Raw genomic sequence first — 19,584 nt, 5'->3', positions numbered from 1 at the left:
TGGTCCTAGCGGCGGAATTGGCGTTCCAATTCGCTCATGCGGGCCTCGAACTCGGCGTCCTTTTGATCCTCTTGGAGTTTTCTTTCAAACTCTTCCGGCAATAGGCCGGTGGCGAAGTAAATGATGTGCCCAGCCACGGAAACGCAGTGATCGGCGTAGCGCTCGTAGTAGCGGGTAATCTGTGCCGTCTCTACGGCCTGGCGCACCGTCCCTTCCCATTCGCGCTGGGTGAGGATGCGCAGCAGGTGGTGGTTAATATCGTCCACGGCATCATCATCGGAACGCAGGTTAACGGAGAGCTCGGCATCCGGGGTGACCAAAATATCGTGCACCACCGAACCCATTTCCTGGGTCAGGCGGAACATTTCTTCCATGAACCCGAGGTATTCAGCGGGCACGACGGCCTCTGGGTGGCGGCGGCGCGCGGCATCGGCAATGTGCTGGGCTAGCTGTCCCATGCGGAAGAGGTCTTCGACGATGTAAATGGAAGATACCACCTGGCGCAGATCCTGGGCCATGGGATTTTCCAACGCCAGGAGCTTTACCGCGCGTTCGGAGCAGCGCGAGCGAATCTCATCGAGTTCTTCGGTGAGGCTAAGCGCTTCCTCCGCGGGTTCCAGGGCGCGATCGAGCAGCGCCTGGGAGGCCTTATCCATGATGGTGCGGACGGTATCGCACATGACGATGAGGTCGTGCGAGAAGTTGTCCAGATGCTCACGGTAGGCAGTACGCATGCAGGAAATGATAGCTCACAAACCGCGCAAATGCTTGCTGAGTCACACCAGTGTGGGTTTAGCCGCCGGAGTTGTAAATATCGGCGCCAACCGGAACGAATTCGTCCTCGGGGTCATCAAGCCAGCCATCGGGAAGCGCGACCTGGGAGGGCGAGCCCTGGCGCCCGCGCGCACCATCGGCATCGGCAGCCAAAGCATCAGAATCCGCCCAGGGCTCGAGCAATTCGCGCAGGCTCTCTAAGGAATCCACCTTGGCCAAGCCGGCGCGGACCTGCCCGCCGACGGGGAAGCCGCGCAGGTACCAGCCAATGTGCTTGCGGATGTCCCTGGATGCGTGATCCTCGCCCTCGTGCTGAGCGAGTAGCTCTGCGTGGCGGAGGATGACCTGGGTGACCTCGCCCAAGGTGGGCTCGGCGGGGATGGACTCGCCGCGCAGGGCAGCGCCCAGCTCCGCGAAGAGCCACGGCCGGCCCAGGCAACCGCGGCCGACCTGCACGCCATCGCAGCCCGTGGCCTCCATCATGCGGCGGGCATCATCGGCGCGGAAAATATCGCCATTGCCCAATACCGGAACGCCGGTATCCGCCAGGTGCTCCTTGAGCCGGGCGATCTCATCCCACCGGGCATCGCCGGAATAGCGCTGCGCGGCCGTGCGCCCGTGCAAGGTCACGGCGGCGGCGCCGGAATCCACGGCGATCCGCCCGGCATCGAGGTGCGTGTGGTGCTCGTCGTCGATGCCCACGCGCATCTTCACCGTGACGGGGATATTCGTGCCCTCGGTGGCCTTGACGGCGGCAGAGACGATATTGCCAAACAGGCGGCGCTTATAGGGCAGAGCAGAGCCGCCGCCACGCCTGGTCACCTTGGGGACGGGGCAACCGAAATTCATGTCGATATGATCGGCCAAGTTCTCATCCACGATGATCTTGGCGGCCTTATAGGTGTATTCCGGGTCCACCGTATAAATCTGCAGGGAACGCGGATCTTCATCCGGGGCAAAGGTGGTCATGTGCATGGTTTTCTCGTTGCGCCCCACCAGGGCGCGGGCGGTGACCATCTCGCAGACATACAAGCCCGATACCGTCCCGGTGCGGGCCAGCTCCTGCTCCCGGCACAACGTGCGGAAGGCGACGTTGGTTACCCCCGCCATGGGGGCGAGGATGACGGGGGAGGAGAGGTCATAGTTTCCAATGCGCAAATTCACGCCCTAATTGTGCTCGTTAACGGCGGAATTTAGCAACTAACAGCAAGGTGGTGGTTACCGAGGATTCCCATGATTGGGGTGAAGATTACACAATGATGGTGGCAAAAACGTTAATTTTCGCTACTGTGGTCTGTGTAACTAAATTGGGTTGGCCGTAACCCCGGTCTACTCGCAGATAAAGGAGGATGACAGTTGTCCGATAGAATCGCATACGCCCCGTTTGAGAAGCTCGTAGTTTCTGCAGAGGAGGCTGCGAAGCACGTCAACAATGGTGACCGCGTAGGCATCTCCGGCTTCACCGGCGCCGGTTACCCTAAGGGTCTGCCTACCGCCATTGCAGATAAGGCGAAGGCGCTGCATGACAAGGGCGAAGAGTTCAAGATTGACCTCTTCTCCGGTGCTTCTACCGCCCCGGACTGCGACGGTGTTTTGGCAGAGGCGGAAGCCATTAACTTCCGCTCCCCGTACAACTCTGACCCACTGCTGCGTAAGCAGTTCAACGATGGCACCGCGCTCTACCAGGACATTCACCTGTCCCACCTGGGCCAGCAGGTAGAAGAGGGCTTCTACGGTGACTTCCAGGTAGCCATCATCGAGGCCGTACGCATTACCGAGGAAGGCCATATCGTGCCCTCCTCCGCAGTGGGCAATAACCTCGAGTTCGTCGAGGCTGCAGACAAGATCATCATCGAGATCAACGAGTGGCAGTCCGAGAACCTCGAGGGCATGCACGACATCTACCGCATCGACAAGCTGCCTAACCGCCAGCCCATCCCGATTAACAAGCCGGGCGACCGCATCGGTACCACCTACATGGAGATCCCAGAGGAGAAGGTCGTTGCAGTTGTTAAGACCAACTCCCCAGACCGCAACGCTCCATTCCGCGAGCCGGACGAGACCTCTGAGAAGATCGCCGCTAACTTCATCGAGTTCCTGGAGGGCGAGGTAGCCGCAGGCCGCCTTGAGTACGACAAGTTCATCATGCAGTCCGGCGTGGGTAACGTGCCGAACGCCGTGATGGCAGGCCTGTTGGACTCCAAGTTCGAAAACATCCAGGCATACACCGAGGTCATCCAGGACGGCATGCTGGACCTTATCGATGCCGGCAAGATGACCGTGGCTTCTGCAACCTCCTTCGCATTGTCGCCAGAGTACGCAGAAAAGATGAACGCGGAGGCAGACCGCTACCGCAACCACATCATCCTGCGCCCGCAGCAGATTTCCAACCACCCTGAGGTCATCCGCCGCGTCGGCCTGATTTCTTCCAACGGCATGATCGAGGGAGATATCTACGGCAACATCAACTCCACCAACGTGTCCGGTTCCCGCATCATGAACGGCACCGGTGGCTCTGGTGACTTCACCCGTAACGCGTACATCTCCACCTTCGTGTCCCCGTCCATCGCGAAGGATGGCGCCATCTCCGCTCTGGTTCCGTTTGTATCCCACACGGACCACACCGAGCACGACACCATGGTCATCATCACCGAATACGGTGTGGCTGACCTGCGTGGCCTGGCTCCAAAGCAGCGCGTAGAGAAGATTATCGCCGTGGCTCACCCGGACTACCGTCCGCTGTTGGAGGAGTACTACGAGCGTGCGAAGGAAAACAAGTTCCAGCACACCCCGCACGACCTGAAGTCCGCCTTCGACTTCCAGGTTAACTTCATGGAAAAGGGTGACATGCGCGGTTAATCTCCACCGCCATGGCAAAGGAGGGCCTCCCGGTTGGGAAGCCCTCCTTTTGCTGTGTGTGGATACTCTCAGGCGAGGGGTGAATTAGGAGATCTAAAAGTCAACACGCTAATATAGAGCGACGTTGGGCCTTTAGCTCAGTTGGTAGAGCTACGGACTTTTAATCCGCAGGTCGTGGGTTCGATCCCCACAGGGCCCACATCAGGAGCCGCCTTCGGGCGGCTCCTTTTCTAGTTTTTCACGAGCTTCTTAATGGCGTGCATAGCCTCCGCTAGCTTCTCCTTAGCCACCTCGCCGTCCTCGGCCGCCGCACCGGCCACGCAGTGCTCTATATGGTCCTCTAAGAGCGCCAGAGAGACGTTCTCTAGTGCGGAGGTCACCGCGGAGATTTGGGTGATGATATCGATGCAGTACTGGTCCTCATCGACCATGCGGTGAATCCCGCGCGCCTGGCCTTCGATGCGTTTCAGGCGCGCCAGATAACGCGCTTTGCTCTTGCTATCGGCGTTGTATCCGTGTACATCCGGCTCGTGGCAGGAACAAGTTTTCTGCTGCTCAGACATGGTAAAAACTCCTTCTGGGGGAGCGATTTTGTTTCTTGGTGATGTCTCCAGTATATTTCTAGAAGTCGCCAAGAAGCGACTGGCCCCCATCGTCTAGCGGCCTAGGACACTGCCCTTTCACGGCAGCGGCACGGGTTCGAATCCCGTTGGGGGTACCAACACTTTCGTGTTGGTTCTAAATAATTTCTCATTTGGCCTTGTGGCGCAGTTGGTTAGCGCGCCGCCCTGTCACGGCGGAGGTCGCGGGTTCAAGTCCCGTCAAGGTCGCATTCTGAACAGTACACGCTTCGGCGGGTGCTGTTCTTTTTTGGTTTTAGGCCGCTGTGTGGTGGTGTCACCTTGATGCAGGGGCATCGGCAAGCGCGGGAAAACCGCCTTTGTAGTGCTGATTTGTGTTGTTTCGAGGCGTCTGTGTAAAGTAACTACCCGTGCCCAAGGGGCACACAAAACTGAAAATGGCCTTGTGGCGCAGTTGGTTAGCGCGCCGCCCTGTCACGGCGGAGGTCGCGGGTTCAAGTCCCGTCAAGGTCGCGGAAACCTTCGGGTTTCTGGCCAGATAGCTCAGTCGGTAGAGCACACGCCTGAAAAGTGTGGGGTCGCCAGTTCGATCCTGGCTCTGGCCACAACTATGGTCCCTTCTTATTATCAAGGAGGGGCCATTTTTGGTTTAATGGGGGACATGGAAAAAGCAATTTCTCATCAGTCCGATTTGTCCCGTTTCGTGCTCACCGTTGATGGTGTGGAGGCAGGAATCTGCGAGTACGTAGATTCCGGTGATACCCGCGAATTTAATCACACGGTCATCGGGGATGACTTCCGCGGCCAGGGCTTGTCCTCGCCGTTGATTAAGGCGGCCCTCGATGAAACCCGGGAGGCCGGCATGAAGGTCATCGCCACCTGTTCCGCAGTGGCGCACTTTATGGACAAGAACTCCGAATACCAGGATCTGCTGCGCGGTTAAGCACAGCAAAAAGCGGCCCACATAAGCCTGTAGGCTGCTTTTAGTCTATTTAGATGTAGTAGTCCGGATCCACGAGTTTGACCCGCTCATGCCTATTTGAAGGCCGGTTTTGGGCGGGGATGCCCACGGCGATGTGGTCGGCCGGGACGTCTTTCGTCACCACGGCATTGGCGCCGATGGCGGAACCAGCCCCGATGGTGATGGGGCCTAAGACCTTGGCGCCTGCGCCGATGGTGACGTTATCTTCCACCGTGGGGTGGCGCTTGGTCTGGGTGAGCACCTGACCGCCGAGCGTCACGCCGTGGTAGAGCATGACGCCATCGCCAATTTCCGCGGTTTCGCCGATGACAATGCCCATCCCGTGGTCGATAAAGAAGCGGCGCCCGATGGTGGCGCCTGGGTGGATCTCAATGCCGGTAAAAAAGCGGTTAATTTGGGCCAGGATGCGCGCAGGGCCCCGCAGGCCGCGCTTCCATAGCCAGTGGGAGACGCGGTGAGACCAGATGGCGTGCAGGCCGGAATAGACGATCGCATTTTCAACGTCGCCGCGGGCGGCAGGGTCGTGGTCGCGGGCATTGGCTAAATCTTCGCGGATATATTTAATAATGCTCATGGGGACTATAGTACTGGTCACAAAAAGGCACCCGCCAAGCTTGACGGGTGCCTTTTATTCACGGACTAGGTGGCGGGGCTAATTATGCCTCGCGGATGTCCTCAAAAAGAACGGTGGAAACGTAGCGCTCACCAAAGTCCGGCAGGACAACGACGATGGTCTTGCCCTCGAACTCGGGGCGCTCGGCCAGCTTCAGTGCGGCGGAGAGGTTTGCGCCGGCGGAAATACCAACCAGCAGGCCTTCCTCGGTGGCAAGAGCGCGGGAAAGCTTGATGGACTCCTCGAGGGAAGCGGTCAGTACCTCATCCAGCTGCTCGCGGTTGAGCACGTCCGGCACGAAGTTGGCACCCAGGCCCTGGATCTTGTGCGGGCCTGCCTGGCCTTCAGACAGGACAGGGGAGTCAGCCGGCTCAACGGCTGCGAGGTAGACGTCTGGGTTCTTGGACTTCAGGTAGCGGCCTGCACCGGTGATGGTGCCGCCGGTGCCGACGCCAGCGACGAAGGCATCGACATTGCCCTCGGCGTCTTCCCAGATCTCCGGGCCGGTGGTGGCCTCGTGGATCTTGGGGTTGGCCTCGTTAGCGAACTGGGAAGCCAGGATGGCGTTGCCGCGCTCGGCGACGACCTCGTTGGCCTTGTCAACCGCACCCTGCATGCCGGCGGCGCCGGGGGTCAGGATGATTTCTGCACCGTATGCGCGCAGCAGCACCTTGCGCTCATTGGACATGGTCTCTGGCATGGTGAGGACGACGTCATAGCCCAAGGTTGCGCCGGCCAGTGCCAGGGCAATACCGGTGTTACCGGAGGTAGCCTCAACGATGGTGCCGCCCGGCTTCAGGTCGCCGGACTCCTCGGCGGCCTTGATGATGGCCAGACCGATGCGGTCCTTCACGGAGTTACCAGGGTTAAAGGACTCTACCTTGGCCAGCACGGTGGCGCCCTTGCCCTCTGCTAGGCGGTTGATGCGGATGAGCGGGGTACCGCCGATGGTCTCCAGGACATTGTTATAAATAGCCATTTATTAAGACTCCTTTGGGAATCAGATTCGCGGTCAAATCAGGTACAAGCGTAAGGATACACTATTTAAGTAGACAGAGTGGTATATTTATTGCAGACAGCCTATTCGGGCATGGAATGTGGGATTCACCGCTGGGGAAACAAAGAGGCGATTTCGAATTACCCCCACTTGCTGTCTATAATTCCACGTAGTTACCCGCTGGTCCCCAAGTTTTCGGGGATATCGGGTGCACCTGCTTGGTTACCCCCGACGAGGAAAGAGTCTCATGGAGTCGCATCGCCTCAAAGATGATGAAGAATCCGTACGCGCGGCACTGTCGTCCCTCAAAACCGCCACCGGAATCCCGGTGACGATGTACGCGACATTATTGGCGGATAACCGCCTGCAAATTACCCAGTGGGTGGGCCTGCGTACGCCGGCGCTGCAGAATCTGCTTATCGATGCCGGCGTGGGCGTCGGCGGGCGCGTGATTACCACCCGCCGCGCGGTGGGCGTATCGGACTACACGCGGGCTACCACCATTTCCCACGAGAACGACAGCGTCATTCAAGACGAAGGCCTGCACTCGATCGTGGCCGTGCCCGTTACTGTGCAGCGTGAAATCCGCGGAGTGCTCTACGTTGGCGTGCACTCCCCGGTGCGCTTGGGAGATAAGGTCATCGAGGAAGTAACGATGACGGCCCGGACCCTGGAGCAAGACCTTGCGGTCAATTCCGCGATGCGCCGCGCCGATGGCGGAAAGGGAGGCGCTTCCCGCGGTCACGCCATGAACGGTGCGGAATGGGAACAGGTTCGTTCCACCCACTCCAAGCTGCGCATGCTAGCCAACCGCGTCGAGGACGAGGAATTGCGCAAGGAACTTGAGGCACTCTGCGATCAGATGGTTTCTCCCGTGCGTGTGAAGCAATCGACCAAGCTGTCCGCCCGCGAGCTCGATGTCCTTTCCTGCGTGGCGCTCGGCCACACCAACGTCGAAGCGGCAGAGGAAATGGGAATTGGCGCCGAAACCGTGAAATCCTACTTGCGCTCCGTGATGCGCAAGTTGGGGGCGCATACTCGCTACGAAGCCGTCAATGCAGCCCGCCGGATCGGCGCGTTGCCCTGATTACCGGTAGCGTAGAAACCTGTGAAAGATCAGTTTATTGTTTCCGGCGGTGCCCGCCTTGCAGGCACCGTCAAGGTAGATGGCGCGAAAAACAGCGTCCTTAAGCTCATGGCCGCCGCATTGCTGGCGGAGGGGACGACGACGCTGACCAATTGCCCAGAGATTCTGGACGTACCTTTGATGAAGAAGGTGCTCGAAGGCTTGGGCTGCGAGGTGACAATCGATGGCAGTACCGTTCGCATCACCACCCCCGCGAAGCCGCAATCGAACGCGGACTTTGATGCGGTCCGCCAATTCAGGGCATCGGTATGCGTCCTAGGCCCACTGACCTCGCGCTGCGGGCATGCCAAGGTAGCGCTGCCCGGCGGTGACGCCATTGGCTCCCGCCCGCTCGATATGCACCAGACCGGCTTGGAAAAGCTCGGCGCTACCACGCGCATTGAACACGGCGCCGTGGTGGCTGAGGCCTCCGAGCTTCGCGGCTCCACCATCCGCTTGGACTTTCCTTCCGTTGGTGCGACGGAAAACATTTTGACCGCCGCCGTCTTGGCTGAAGGCACCACCGTCCTCCACAATGCCGCCCGCGAGCCAGAGATCGTGGACCTGTGCGAGATGTTGAAATCCATGGGTGCCAATATTGAGGGCGAGGGCACCTCTGAGGTCACCATCCACGGAGTCGAGCGGCTCAATCCCACGGAGCACGAGGTCATCGGTGACCGCATCGTGGCCGGCACTTGGGCTTATGCCGCCGCCATGACGCAAGGCGATATCACCGTCGGCGGCATTGCCCCGCGCCACCTGCACCTTCCGCTGGAAAAGCTGAAGTCCGCCGGTGCGGATATTGAAACCTATGAAAACGGCTTCCGCGTGCGCATGGAAAAGCGCCCCACCGCGGTGGATTACCAGACGTTGCCTTTCCCAGGCTTTCCGACGGACCTCCAACCCATGGCCATCGGCATTTCCGCCATCGCCGAAGGAACCACCGTGATCACGGAGAACGTCTTTGAATCCCGGTTCCGCTTCGTTGACGAGATGCTGCGCCTGGGTGCCGATGCCCAAGTAGATGGCCACCACGTGGTGGTACGCGGTAAGGAACATCTTTCTTCTACGCACGTGTGGAGCTCCGATATTCGCGCCGGAGCCGGCCTGGTCCTCTCCGCGCTGTGCGCAGACGAAGCCACGACCGTTCACGATGTCTTCCATATTGACCGCGGCTATCCCCACTTTGTGGAGAACCTTTCGCGGCTTGGAGCCACCATCGAAAGGACGCAGGAAGAAGAAATCTTCTAAATTAACCTCTCCCCAGTACGCATTTTTACGGTGTGTGCTGGGGATTTGTGTGTTTTTCGGGGTTGGGTGTAACTTTATCGAAGTCGCCGAGAGGTAGCCGGTTGGTTACTTTTGAGTGACTTTTTGTACTGGCTTGGCTCGGGGATTTGACTTGGTTTAGGTTGTTGGGTAAGTTGGTAAGAGCCGCCGATGAGAGGTTAACGTTTGGTTAACTTTCTTGTGGTGTGTGGATGTTGTTTGAGAACTCAATAGTGTGCCAATGTACTTATTTTTATTTTTGTGTGCATGGTTGTGTGTTGATTGGTCTGTTGGCCGGCGAACCTAATGGTGGTTTGTTGGTTGGTGTGTGCCGGTAAGGTGTTGGAATACGCATCTTTTTGAATACTGTTTAGTGTTTCGGCTGCATTGATGGATTGGTTGGCATGTGATTGTGTTCAACTTTTTGTCTCCCTTTTTTGTGCCCCGTCGGGTTGGGGGAGGCAGTTTATTTTTTCTTTGTAGTAATTTTTGGACGCCAGCATGGGCCTGCTTTTGTGGGTTTGTGGTGGTTTGTTCTTTTGGTTAGGTTTGGGCTTTTCACGGCCTTTTCAGTGTTGTGCTGAAATTCTTTTTGTGGAGAGTTTGATCCTGGCTCAGGACGAACGCTGGCGGCGTGCTTAACACATGCAAGTCGAACGGAAAGGCCCTGCTTGCAGGGTACTCGAGTGGCGAACGGGTGAGTAACACGTGGGTGATCTGCCCTGCACTTCGGGATAAGCTTGGGAAACTGGGTCTAATACCGGATAGGAACCATCTTTAGTGTGGTGGTTGGAAAGTTTTTTCGGTGTAGGATGAGCTCGCGGCCTATCAGCTTGTTGGTGGGGTAATGGCCTACCAAGGCGGCGACGGGTAGCCGGCCTGAGAGGGTGTACGGCCACATTGGGACTGAGATACGGCCCAGACTCCTACGGGAGGCAGCAGTGGGGAATATTGCACAATGGGCGCAAGCCTGATGCAGCGACGCCGCGTGGGGGATGAAGGCCTTCGGGTTGTAAACTCCTTTCGCTAGGGACGAAGCTTTTTGTGACGGTACCTAGATAAGAAGCACCGGCTAACTACGTGCCAGCAGCCGCGGTAATACGTAGGGTGCGAGCGTTGTCCGGAATTACTGGGCGTAAAGGGCTCGTAGGTGGTTTGTCGCGTCGTCTGTGAAATTCTGGGGCTTAACTCCGGGCGTGCAGGCGATACGGGCATAACTTGAGTGCTGTAGGGGTAACTGGAATTCCTGGTGTAGCGGTGAAATGCGCAGATATCAGGAGGAACACCGATGGCGAAGGCAGGTTACTGGGCAGTTACTGACGCTGAGGAGCGAAAGCATGGGTAGCGAACAGGATTAGATACCCTGGTAGTCCATGCCGTAAACGGTGGGCGCTAGGTGTGAGGGTCTTTCTACGACTTTCGTGCCGTAGCTAACGCATTAAGCGCCCCGCCTGGGGAGTACGGCCGCAAGGCTAAAACTCAAAGGAATTGACGGGGGCCCGCACAAGCGGCGGAGCATGTGGATTAATTCGATGCAACGCGAAGAACCTTACCTGGGCTTGACATACACCAGATTGGGCTAGAGATAGTTCGTCCCTTTGTGGTTGGTGTACAGGTGGTGCATGGTTGTCGTCAGCTCGTGTCGTGAGATGTTGGGTTAAGTCCCGCAACGAGCGCAACCCTTGTCTTATGTTGCCAGCATTTGGTTGGGGACTCATGAGAGACTGCCGGGGTTAACTCGGAGGAAGGTGGGGATGACGTCAAATCATCATGCCCCTTATGTCCAGGGCTTCACACATGCTACAATGGTCGGTACAACGCGCTGCGACACTGTGAGGTGGAGCGAATCGCTGAAAGTCGGCCTTAGTTCGGATTGGGGTCTGCAACTCGACCCCATGAAGTCGGAGTCGCTAGTAATCGCAGATCAGCAATGCTGCGGTGAATACGTTCCCGGGCCTTGTACACACCGCCCGTCACGTCATGAAAGTTGGTAACACCCGAAGCCGGTGGCCTAAACGTGTTAGGGAGCCGTCGAAGGTGGGATCGGCGATTGGGACGAAGTCGTAACAAGGTACCCGTACCGGAAGGTGCGGGTGGATCACCTCCTTTCTAAGGAGCTTTTACTAGGCTGCAGTTGCAGCTAGGACCCATTGTTTGTGGGTTGCCCACAGTGTTGTGTGGGTTGGTGGTTGAGTAGGCGAGTGTTCTGCTGCCACCGTTGTGTGGAAATTCCGGGTAGGACATACACCTTAATCGACAGGACTAAGTGTTTGAATGGTGCTTTGTGACATGCGTAAAAGTGTCCATGTATACGAAAATGAGTGTTGATTGTACGTTGGTGCATTGTTGGGTGTCTGGGGCATTATCCCCCTTTTTTGTGTGCCTGACTGGTTGATGGATGCCATTCATTGTGGTGGTGTTTGTTGCTGGTTCGGGGTGTTGTGTGAGAACTGTATAGTGGACGCGAGCATCTCACGTGATGCCATCTGCTTGTGTGTGGGTGGTGTTGTGTGTGTGATGTGATTTTTCTTTTTGTTTATTTTGTCAAGTTCACTTGTTGCCACTGCATACGGATTGTGTGACCTTTTGTTGGTTGTGTGGTTTGTGTGTGGTGGTTGGTGTGTTCGTTATTGAGGGCGCATGGTGGATGCCTTGGCATGCTGAGCCGATGAAGGACGTGTAAGGCTGCGTTAAGCCTCGGGGAGTTGTCAATAAAGCGTTGATCCGAGGATGTCCGAATGGGGAAACCTGGCCCTGGTTATGTGGGGTTACCCTTCAGTGAATTCATAGCTGTTGTGGGGGTTACGCGGGGAAGTGAAACATCTCAGTACCCGTAGGAGGAGAAAATAATAATGATTCTGCTAGTAGTGGCGAACGAACGTGGATGAGGCTAAACCGTGTGCATGTGATACCTGGTAGGGGTTGTGTGTGCGGTGTTGTGGGGCCTGATTTTGTGTCATCTACCAGTGGCACGCCCTTTTTGCATTGTTGTTAGGTGAAGTGGTTTGGAATGATCTGCCGGAGTAGGTGAGAGTCCTGTAGCTGAAGATGATGATGTGGGGGTTGTTGGGTTCCCGAGTAGCAACGGGCTCGTGGAATCTGTTGTGAATCTGCCGGGACCACCCGGTAAGCCTAAATACTCAGTGTGACCGATAGTGGATAGTACCGTGAGGGAATGGTGAAAAGTACCCCGGGAGGGGAGTGAAATAGTTCCTGAAACCATGTGCTTACAATCCGTCAGAGCACCTGTTTGTGTGTGATGGCGTGCCTTTTGAAGAATGAGCCTGCGAGTCAGCGGCATGTCGCGAGGTTAACCCGTGTGGGGTAGCCGTAGGGAAACCGAATCCTAATGGGGTGATAAGTGGCATGTCCTGGACCCGAAGCGGGGTGATCTACCCATGGCCAGTGTGAAGCAGCTGTAAGAGGTTGTGGAGGCGCGAACCCACGTAGGTTGAAAACTGCGGGGATGAGCTGTGGGTAGGGGTGAAAGGCCAATCAAACTCCGTGATAGCTGGTTCTCCCCGAAATGCATTTAGGTGCAGCGTCGCATTTAGCTTGGTGGAGGTAGAGCGACTGGTTGGTTGAGCGGGACTACAATCTTAGCAATGTCAGCCAAACTCCGAATGCCATCAATTGTGTTGTGCGGCAGTGAGACTGTGGGGGATAAGCTTCATAGTCGAGAGGGAAACAGCCCAGATCGCCGGTTAAGGCCCCTAAGGGTGTACTAAGTGGAAAAGGATGTGGGATCGCGAAGACAGCCAGGAGGTTGGCTTAGAAGCAGCCATCCTTGAAAGAGTGCGTAATAGCTCACTGGTCGAGTGGTTCTGCGCCGACAATGTAGTGGGGCTCAAGTACACCGCCGAAGCCGCGGCAAGCAACATTTTTTTGTTGTTTGGGTAGGGGAGCGTCGTGCATGGGTGGAAGCGTTACCGTGAGGAGGCGTGGACTGTGTGCGAGTGAGAATGCAGGCATGAGTAACGAATTGTAAGGTGAGAATCCTTACCGCCGGATGACTAAGGGTTCCTGGGTCAAGTTCGTCTTCCCAGGGTGAGTCGGGACCTAAGGCGAGGCCGACAGGCGTAGTCGATGGATAACCAGTTGATATTCTGGTACCCGTACATGTGCGCCCATGATAAAGCACGGATACTAACCACTGCGGATACGCTACCTTTGCACTTTTTTGAGTGTTGGTGGTGTTGATGTCGTGGGGCCTGATGTGTGGTTCAAGTGATGGGGTGACGCAGTGAGGTAGCCGCGCCACTTAGTGGATTGGTGGTGTAAGCGTGTAGGCCGTGTGGTAGGTAAATCCGCCACACATAGAGGTTGAGGCGTGATGCGTAGACCCTAAGCGGGTTGATGGTGGTGATCCTGTACTGTCGAGAAAAGCCTCTAGCGAGTGTGTGTATGGCCCGTACCCTAAACCGACACAGGTGGTCAGGTTGAAGATACTAAGGCGTTCGGGTGAACTGTGGTTAAGGAATTCGGCAAAATGCCCCCGTAACTTCGGGAGAAGGGGGGCCCTGTGACGTGAAGACCCTGTGCGGTTGGAGTGTTGTGGGGTCGCAGAGAATAGAGGGAAGCGACTGTTTATCAAAAACACAGGTCCATGCGAAGACGTTAAGTTGATGTATATGGACTGACGCCTGCCCGGTGCTGGAAGGTTAAGAGGACCGGTTAGTTAACGTTTGTTAGCGAAGCTGAGAATTTAAGCCCCAGTAAACGGCGGTGGTAACTATAACCATCCTAAGGTAGCGAAATTCCTTGTCGGGTAAGTTCCGACCTGCACGAATGGCGTAACGACTTCTCTGCTGTCTCGACCACAGGCCCGGTGAAATTGCATTACGAGTAAAGATGCTCGTTACGCGCGGCAGGACGAAAAGACCCCGGGACCTTCACTATAGCTTGGTATTGGTGTTTGGTTCGGTTTGTGTAGGATAGGTGGGAGACTGTGAAACCGTCACGCTAGTGGTGGTGGAGTCGTTGTTGAAATACCACTCTGATCGGATTGAGCATCTAACCTTGGCCCATGATCTGGGTTGGGGACAGTGCCTGGTGGGTAGTTTAACTGGGGCGGTTGCCTCCCAAAATGTAACGGAGGCGCCCAAAGGTTCCCTCAGCCTGGTTGGCAATCAGGTGGTGAGTGTAAGTGCACAAGGGAGCTTGACTGTGAGACAGACATGTCGAGCAGGGACGAAAGTCGGGACTAGTGATCCGGCACCTACTTGTGGATGTGGTGTCGCTCAACGGATAAAAGGTACCCCGGGGATAACAGGCTGATCTTCCCCAAGAGTCCATATCGACGGGATGGTTTGGCACCTCGATGTCGGCTCGTCGCATCCTGGGGCTGGAGTAGGTCCCAAGGGTTGGGCTGTTCGCCCATTAAAGCGGCACGCGAGCTGGGTTCAGAACGTCGTGAGACAGTTCGGTCTCTATCCGCCGCGCGCGTTGAAACTTGAAGAAGGCTGTCCCTAGTACGAGAGGACCGGGACGGACGTACCTCTAGTGTGCCAGTTATCCCGCCAGGGGTATCGCTGGTTGGCTACGTACGGAAGGGATAACCGCTGAAAGCATCTAAGCGGGAAGCCTGTTTTAAGATGAGGTTTCTTTTGAGGTCCCCTAAAGACTATGGGGTAGATAGGCCAGACTTGGAAGCACTGTAAGGTGTGAAGGCTACTGGTACTAATTGACCAAAACAAACACACCACAACAACCCAAACACCACGTGTGGGGATGATTGTTGGGTGAACTTGTGAAGCGAGTAAACAAACAAAAATACACATTATCGTGTGTGTCGCGTCCACTATGCAGTATCTGACACAACACCCACACAATTGTGGTGGGTAGTGTTCTGATAGGTTTGTCGGTGGTTCATAGCTACAGGGAAACGCCCGGTCCCATTCCGAACCCGGAAGCTAAGCCTGTACGCGCTGATGGTACTGCAACCGGGAGGTTGTGGGAGAGTAAGTCACCGCCGACACCAAACAACAAAACAACAAAATAGTGATTCTGGTAGTCCCCGAAAGACCACCACCCCGAATAATTCTGGGTGGTTGGTGTTTCGGGGACTACTTGGTGTTTTACCCCCGTTGGTATTTGCGACGTGTACCCTGTCGAGCTGGGGGAATGCGTGGTAGGTGTCGTGGTTTTACCCCCTAGTGTCAGGTGTGGTGGATAGGGTGAATCCCTGTTAGGCGAAAACACATTCGACACTTTTGAGGGTGTAGTACTCCCCGGGGGATACGACCACGATGACAACTAACACACCACCACCTACCACGACAGACCACGAGCCAGTAGGCGACACCACGCCGGGGAATACCCGTAAAGCCGGCGAGCCACTGGACTACGACACCAACACTGATCCTGATTACGACTCTGATGGTGAGGCTGAGAGGGAGGTACCGGTAGTCTTTTATGCCACCAACACGCCAGACAATCCTATTGCCGCAGCTGGAGCACACGCCCGGAAGAACTCCTGGTTTTTCTACCAGTCACTCCTTCCAGACCTCGACGACGACGTGGACTTGACACTGACCAGCCTGGCTAAAGATTTAGGCCTAACCTACAGCACCCTGTCGGGGATTATCAGGGCACATTTCCGCATGCAAGAACTACCGCTAGTGGCAGCCACGAATTCTGAGCAGTGGATCCTGGATACACCACGCCTGAGGGTTATCGACAGGGAAATAGAACGTATAGGCGACAACCACGACCACATAGGCCTCGTGGATGCCGCCCTGGCAGACTTTCTCACCCCGACAGCACCGTGCCAGCATGTACCCACGGTGGCGGATATCCGCCGGTTTATCCGCGACTTCATCGACACCCACAATCTGGCAGACGATGACACCGACAAGGTCGAGCCCACCCTTAACGTGTCAGTGCATAACAACCGCGCCACCATGAGCCTCACGTGTGATAAAGCTACGGCCGCTATTATCGCCCGCCACATCGATTCCCAAGCCGACAATAATCAGTGCGGTGCCGGTGAGGCGCTTATCCAACTCATCCTGGATGACACGCATACGGGCCTGATCCCCGGAAAGTAGACACGACGGGGGTTAACTATGCGACTTTAGCCAGTGTAGCTGAAGTCTCGGCTTCAAAGACATCAGGAGCTACGAGGTTGCACCAAGAGTGGCGCCTGCGGGTGTTGTAGCGCATGCACAACCGGAAGACTTCCTGCCGGCAGGTGATCGGATCCTCAAAGACTTTCCGATCACGCATCACTTCCCGCTTTAAAGTAGCGTTAAACGATTCTGCTAGGGCGCCTATCCGCACTCGTTCCTACCGCTCCCATGGACTGGCGTACACCCAGCGACGAGCAGTAGTTTCTGAACGCTTGTGAGGTGTACACGCTGCCGTGATCGGAATGAAAAATAGCCCCGTCAAGACTGAAGCGTCCTGGGTTTAGTTCCTACCTCAGCTAAGGAAGGATTGAACTATGCCTAGAAAGTATTCCGTCGAGTTCAAGGAGAAGGCGGTCCATCAGATCATCGAAATGGTCCGCCTGGAGTCTTGCTCACTGCAACGCGCCTACACGGAGGTCGGTGAGCTGCTTGGAGTATCTCACCACACGTTGCGGGCTTGGTACCGTGACAGCGCTTCAGTACGTGATGACTCTGACGCTTCAGGCGGCGAAACAATGGAAGAAGAGCTCAAGCGTCTGCGCCGAGAAAACCGCGAACTGAAACGAGCAAACGGGATTCTTAAGACTGCTTCGGCTTTTTTCGCAGCGGAACTCGACCGACCCTAAGACCAAATGATCTCCTACATCGACGCGTATAAGGATCAGTTTGGGGCCCGGGGACATCTGCCGAGTCCTTAAACAAGCAGATCGTGGATTCATCACCTCACGCGGTTACCGCAAAGCCACCACACGCGTTCCCAGTGCAAGAACCTTAAGCGATAGCCTGCTCATCCCAGAGATACAGCGTGTGCATGCGCAGAATTTCTCGGTCTACGGCATCCGCAAAATGTGGCACGCCATGAACCGTGAAGGCTATCATATCGGCCGCGACAAGACCGCACGTCTGATGAAACTCGCAGGTGTTTCCGGCCGCCGACGTGGACGAACCCCTGTGACAACGATTAGCCCGAAGGCACCGGATCATCGCCCAGACCTTGTACAGCGAGACTTCCGTGCGCAGGCGCCAGGCAGGTTGTGGGTTGCCGACATTACCTACGTTCGCACCCTGTCAGGATTCGCCTACACCGCATTTGTCGTGGATGTATTCAGCCGAAAAATTGTTGGTGTCGTTACACGATCGACAATGCGCACCGACGCGCTGCCGATGGAGGCTTTGGAGCATGCGTTAACGACTGCAGGGCGAATTCATGGAAACCAGTTAATTCACCATAGCGATCGGGGCAGCCAGTACGTGTCGTGGAAGTATTCCACCGCGCTAGCTGAGTCAGGAATCCGCCCGAGTGTGGGAACAGTCGGCGATTCTTACGACAATGCACTAGCCGAAACAGTCAACGGTCTCTACAAGGCTGAACTGATTCATGCCCAAGGCCCGTGGACGTCGGTCGGAGAAGTCGAACTGGCCACCTTGCGGTGGGTGCATTGGTGGAACACCAAGCGGCTTCATGAAGCTTTGGACTACGCCACCCCACAGGAAGTAGAAACCGAGTACTATCTCACCCAGCCCATCAACACAGGGCCGTAAAAGAAGCGGAACTAAACCCAGGACGCTTCATGCGAAAGACACCACAGATCCACGCGCGGATTTAATGCTAGGCATTTTAGGTTCGTTTGCGGAGTTTGAGCGGGCCATTATCCGCGAACGCCAAGCAGAGGGGATTGCGCTGGCGAAAAAGGCAGGAAAGTACAAAGGCCGCAAACCCGCCCTTAGCCCACAACAGGTAGCGGAGATTAAGAGGCGCGTGCTGGCGGGGGAGCCAAAGGCAGAGCTAGCACGGGAGTTTGGGGTCACTCGCCCTACTGTGTATCGGGCGTTGAAGAACGCATAGATGCGGCGATGGGGGCGGGTGAATATACGCCCCACGGCGCTTGCCACATGGCAGGACATTTACGGTTCCAGGCACGCCTACAGGTAGCCTTACGCACATTTCCCCTCGTGGGCGGCTTTTACAAGGGCTGGCGAAGGCACGCCCCCAGGTCTCGCTAGCGTGTGGTTTTACCTGCACTTTCTCCGCCTGGGCAACGTTCACCGAATAAAGAGAAAGGGCGCCCCCACCTTGAAGAATCGGAGCTGTCGACGCCGATGATAATCGGAGCTGGACCGGTGAGAAATGTCAAGTCAGGTTCCTTCCTAAAAGGTCATGTGGTGGGCGGACGAGGTATCAGCTTGGGCGGAGACTGCAGGATGTGGTTCCCTATCAGAGGTGGACGAGTTCGATGCCTGCAAGTGCGATGCCTGTGACGAGAATGGTTGAGGCTGCGGCCAGGATGAAGGGTCGGGCTCCGACCCGGATGAGGTTGCGGATCTTCACCCCACATCCCAGTCCAAACATTGCGGCGGACAACAAAGCCGTTTGCGCGAGGCTTCCTGCGTGGATGAGGCCCTCGGGCAGGTCCAGTGTGGAACGGAGCACGATCATGACCAGGAAGCCAATGATGAACAGTGGGACGATCGCAGGACGCTTTTCATCGGGTTTGACGTTTCCTGACCGGCGTTGGCGAATGCTCAAAATCGCGACGATCGGGGCGAGCAGCAGGACGCGGGCGAGTTTGACGATGACGGCGACAGCCAGCGCCCCGCCGCCGATTATTCCTCCGGCGGCGACAACCTGAGCGATCTCGTGGATGGAGCCACCGGCCCACATGCCGTTGAGTTCAGGCTCCATGCCCAGCAGCTGGCCGAGCAAGGGAATCGCCGGAATCATGAGTGTGCCGAAGATGACCACCAAGGCCACGGCGGTGACCACGTCCTCTTCGTCTGAGTCGGTGACCCCTTCGACTCCGGCCACAGCGGCGGCGCCGCAAATAGAGAAACCACATGCTATGAGCAGAACCTGGGCGGAACGCATCTTCATCAGCCGCCCGATCAGGATGGTTCCGAAAATGCCTCCGGCCACGATGCACACGATGACCACGAGCATGGGCGCACCGAGGGAGACAATGTCTGAGAGCACCAGTTGCAGGCCCAGGAAGACGATTCCCAATCGGAGCAGCTTCTTGGAAGCCAGCGTCAGTCCCGGTGCCGTGGACTCGGGTAGGCGAACCACGTTGGTCAGGGCGATGCCGAGCACGATCGCGACGATCAGTGGGCTGACACCGGGAAGGAAGACGTTAACGGTCATCGCGATTGCCACAGCGACCGCACACAAAAGCAACCCGGGGGAATATTTTTTCAGTGCGTAGGAGCCGCGGCGGGCTGTTATGGGATCTATCTGTTGTATTTGCGTTGACATACT

At 56.6% G+C, this 19,584-nt stretch carries 12 protein-coding genes, 5 tRNA genes, 3 rRNA genes and 2 pseudogenes; 15 read left to right on the top strand and 7 right to left on the bottom strand.

The annotated features are described in order from the left end of the window. Window positions 1–5 precede the first annotated feature (5 nt). Both phoU and dusB read right to left on the bottom strand, forming a co-directional pair. Window positions 6–734, bottom strand: a complete 729-nt coding sequence (gene phoU / locus HMPREF1287_RS06305) for a phosphate signaling complex protein PhoU (RefSeq protein ID WP_023017908.1) — start codon at window positions 732–734, stop codon at window positions 6–8. 58 nt (window positions 735–792) lie between these two features. Beyond that, a complete protein-coding gene (gene dusB, locus HMPREF1287_RS06300) occupies window positions 793–1,938 on the bottom strand; it encodes a tRNA dihydrouridine synthase DusB (protein ID WP_023017907.1) in 1,146 nt (381 codons plus the stop codon). Window positions 1,939–2,130: 192 nt separating this feature from the next. Here dusB and HMPREF1287_RS06295 point away from each other — a divergent pair, with 192 nt between their 5' ends. Both HMPREF1287_RS06295 and HMPREF1287_RS06290 read left to right on the top strand, forming a co-directional pair. After that, a complete protein-coding gene (locus tag HMPREF1287_RS06295; RefSeq protein WP_005284616.1) occupies window positions 2,131–3,633 on the top strand; it encodes an acetyl-CoA hydrolase/transferase family protein in 1,503 nt (500 codons plus the stop codon). 126 nt (window positions 3,634–3,759) lie between these two features. Beyond that, window positions 3,760–3,832 (top strand) — tRNA-Lys (locus tag HMPREF1287_RS06290). Window positions 3,833–3,863: 31 nt separating this feature from the next. On the opposite strand, the gene HMPREF1287_RS06285 is transcribed toward HMPREF1287_RS06290, so the two are convergent. Then, window positions 3,864–4,196, bottom strand: a complete 333-nt coding sequence (locus HMPREF1287_RS06285; RefSeq protein WP_005279633.1) for a metal-sensitive transcriptional regulator — start codon at window positions 4,194–4,196, stop codon at window positions 3,864–3,866. Between the two features lie 82 nt (window positions 4,197–4,278). Between HMPREF1287_RS06285 and HMPREF1287_RS06280 the strand changes: the two genes are divergently transcribed. The 5 genes from HMPREF1287_RS06280 (at window position 4,279) to HMPREF1287_RS06260 (ending at window position 5,157) form a co-directional block, all read left to right on the top strand. After that, a tRNA-Glu gene (locus HMPREF1287_RS06280) sits at window positions 4,279–4,354 on the top strand. 35 nt (window positions 4,355–4,389) lie between these two features. Continuing rightward, a tRNA-Asp gene (locus HMPREF1287_RS06275) sits at window positions 4,390–4,463 on the top strand. A 190-nt stretch (window positions 4,464–4,653) separates the two neighbouring features. Continuing rightward, window positions 4,654–4,727 (top strand) — tRNA-Asp (locus HMPREF1287_RS06270). Window positions 4,728–4,746: 19 nt separating this feature from the next. Continuing rightward, window positions 4,747–4,819, top strand: a tRNA-Phe gene (locus HMPREF1287_RS06265). A gap of 56 nt (window positions 4,820–4,875) precedes the next feature. Continuing rightward, the gene (locus tag HMPREF1287_RS06260; protein ID WP_167530828.1) at window positions 4,876–5,157 is read left to right on the top strand and encodes a GNAT family N-acetyltransferase; all 282 of its coding nucleotides are present in this window, start codon (window positions 4,876–4,878) and stop codon (window positions 5,155–5,157) included. Window positions 5,158–5,206: 49 nt separating this feature from the next. On the opposite strand, the gene epsC is transcribed toward HMPREF1287_RS06260, so the two are convergent. Then, window positions 5,207–5,770, bottom strand: a complete 564-nt coding sequence (gene epsC / locus HMPREF1287_RS06255; protein ID WP_005279637.1) for a serine O-acetyltransferase EpsC — start codon at window positions 5,768–5,770, stop codon at window positions 5,207–5,209. 82 nt (window positions 5,771–5,852) lie between these two features. After that, on the bottom strand, window positions 5,853–6,788 hold the full coding sequence (cysK, locus tag HMPREF1287_RS06250) for a cysteine synthase A (RefSeq protein WP_005284610.1): 936 nt from the start codon (window positions 6,786–6,788) through the stop codon (window positions 5,853–5,855). 265 nt (window positions 6,789–7,053) lie between these two features. Here cysK and ramA point away from each other — a divergent pair, with 265 nt between their 5' ends. From ramA to HMPREF1287_RS06220, 6 genes are all read left to right on the top strand, one after another. Further along, window positions 7,054–7,893, top strand: a complete 840-nt coding sequence (gene ramA, locus HMPREF1287_RS06245; protein WP_005279642.1) for an acetate metabolism transcriptional regulator RamA — start codon at window positions 7,054–7,056, stop codon at window positions 7,891–7,893. A 21-nt stretch (window positions 7,894–7,914) separates the two neighbouring features. Beyond that, a complete protein-coding gene (murA, locus tag HMPREF1287_RS06240; protein ID WP_023017906.1) occupies window positions 7,915–9,183 on the top strand; it encodes a UDP-N-acetylglucosamine 1-carboxyvinyltransferase in 1,269 nt (422 codons plus the stop codon). A 609-nt stretch (window positions 9,184–9,792) separates the two neighbouring features. Then, a 16S ribosomal RNA gene (locus tag HMPREF1287_RS06235) occupies window positions 9,793–11,310 on the top strand. Between the two features lie 511 nt (window positions 11,311–11,821). Continuing rightward, window positions 11,822–14,903 (top strand): 23S ribosomal RNA (locus HMPREF1287_RS06230). A 157-nt stretch (window positions 14,904–15,060) separates the two neighbouring features. Next, window positions 15,061–15,178, top strand: a 5S ribosomal RNA gene (rrf, locus tag HMPREF1287_RS06225). The 16S, 23S and 5S rRNA genes sit together here, the layout of an rRNA operon. Window positions 15,179–15,449: 271 nt before the next feature. Beyond that, window positions 15,450–16,250 (top strand): hypothetical protein, encoded by an 801-nt coding sequence (locus HMPREF1287_RS06220; protein ID WP_023016950.1) that lies wholly within the window; start codon window positions 15,450–15,452, stop codon window positions 16,248–16,250. 16 nt (window positions 16,251–16,266) lie between these two features. Here HMPREF1287_RS06220 and HMPREF1287_RS12700 read toward each other — a convergent pair. Beyond that, window positions 16,267–16,603 (bottom strand): annotated as a pseudogene (locus HMPREF1287_RS12700) (transposase); the annotation flags it as partial. 42 nt (window positions 16,604–16,645) lie between these two features. On the opposite strand from HMPREF1287_RS12700, the pseudogene HMPREF1287_RS06210 reads away from it, so the two are divergent. Then, window positions 16,646–17,873: pseudogene (locus HMPREF1287_RS06210) on the top strand (IS3 family transposase). Then, complete coding sequence (locus HMPREF1287_RS06205) at window positions 17,842–18,177, top strand: recombinase family protein (RefSeq protein ID WP_255342446.1); 336 nt, start codon at window positions 17,842–17,844, stop codon at window positions 18,175–18,177. Before HMPREF1287_RS06210 ends, HMPREF1287_RS06205 begins: the two are co-directional and overlap by 32 nt. A gap of 369 nt (window positions 18,178–18,546) precedes the next feature. Here the strand turns inward: HMPREF1287_RS06205 and HMPREF1287_RS06200 are convergent, their stop codons facing one another. Next, window positions 18,547–19,581, bottom strand: a complete 1,035-nt coding sequence (locus HMPREF1287_RS06200; RefSeq protein ID WP_005284587.1) for a YeiH family protein — start codon at window positions 19,579–19,581, stop codon at window positions 18,547–18,549. Window positions 19,582–19,584: the final 3 nt, after the last annotated feature.

The organism is Corynebacterium sp. KPL1986 (assembly GCF_000477975.1).
Lineage (GTDB): Bacteria > Actinomycetota > Actinomycetes > Mycobacteriales > Mycobacteriaceae > Corynebacterium > Corynebacterium accolens.
Note: the sequence above shows the minus strand (reverse complement) of the source record. Positions and strands in the feature narration are given on the sequence as shown.

What these genes read in the sequence shown, in the direction of transcription:
- phoU (WP_023017908.1), bottom strand. Translation starts at nt 734, where the DNA reads ATGCGTACTGCCTACCGTGAGCATCTGGACAACTTCTCGCACGACCTC.
- HMPREF1287_RS06285 (WP_005279633.1), bottom strand. Translation starts at nt 4,196, where the DNA reads ATGTCTGAGCAGCAGAAAACTTGTTCCTGCCACGAGCCGGATGTACAC.
- HMPREF1287_RS06260 (WP_167530828.1), top strand. Translation starts at nt 4,876, where the DNA reads ATGGAAAAAGCAATTTCTCATCAGTCCGATTTGTCCCGTTTCGTGCTC.
- epsC (WP_005279637.1), bottom strand. Translation starts at nt 5,770, where the DNA reads ATGAGCATTATTAAATATATCCGCGAAGATTTAGCCAATGCCCGCGAC.
- cysK (WP_005284610.1), bottom strand. Translation starts at nt 6,788, where the DNA reads ATGGCTATTTATAACAATGTCCTGGAGACCATCGGCGGTACCCCGCTC.
- ramA (WP_005279642.1), top strand. Translation starts at nt 7,054, where the DNA reads ATGGAGTCGCATCGCCTCAAAGATGATGAAGAATCCGTACGCGCGGCA.
- HMPREF1287_RS06220 (WP_023016950.1), top strand. Translation starts at nt 15,450, where the DNA reads ATGACAACTAACACACCACCACCTACCACGACAGACCACGAGCCAGTA.
- HMPREF1287_RS06200 (WP_005284587.1), bottom strand. Translation starts at nt 19,581, where the DNA reads ATGTCAACGCAAATACAACAGATAGATCCCATAACAGCCCGCCGCGGC.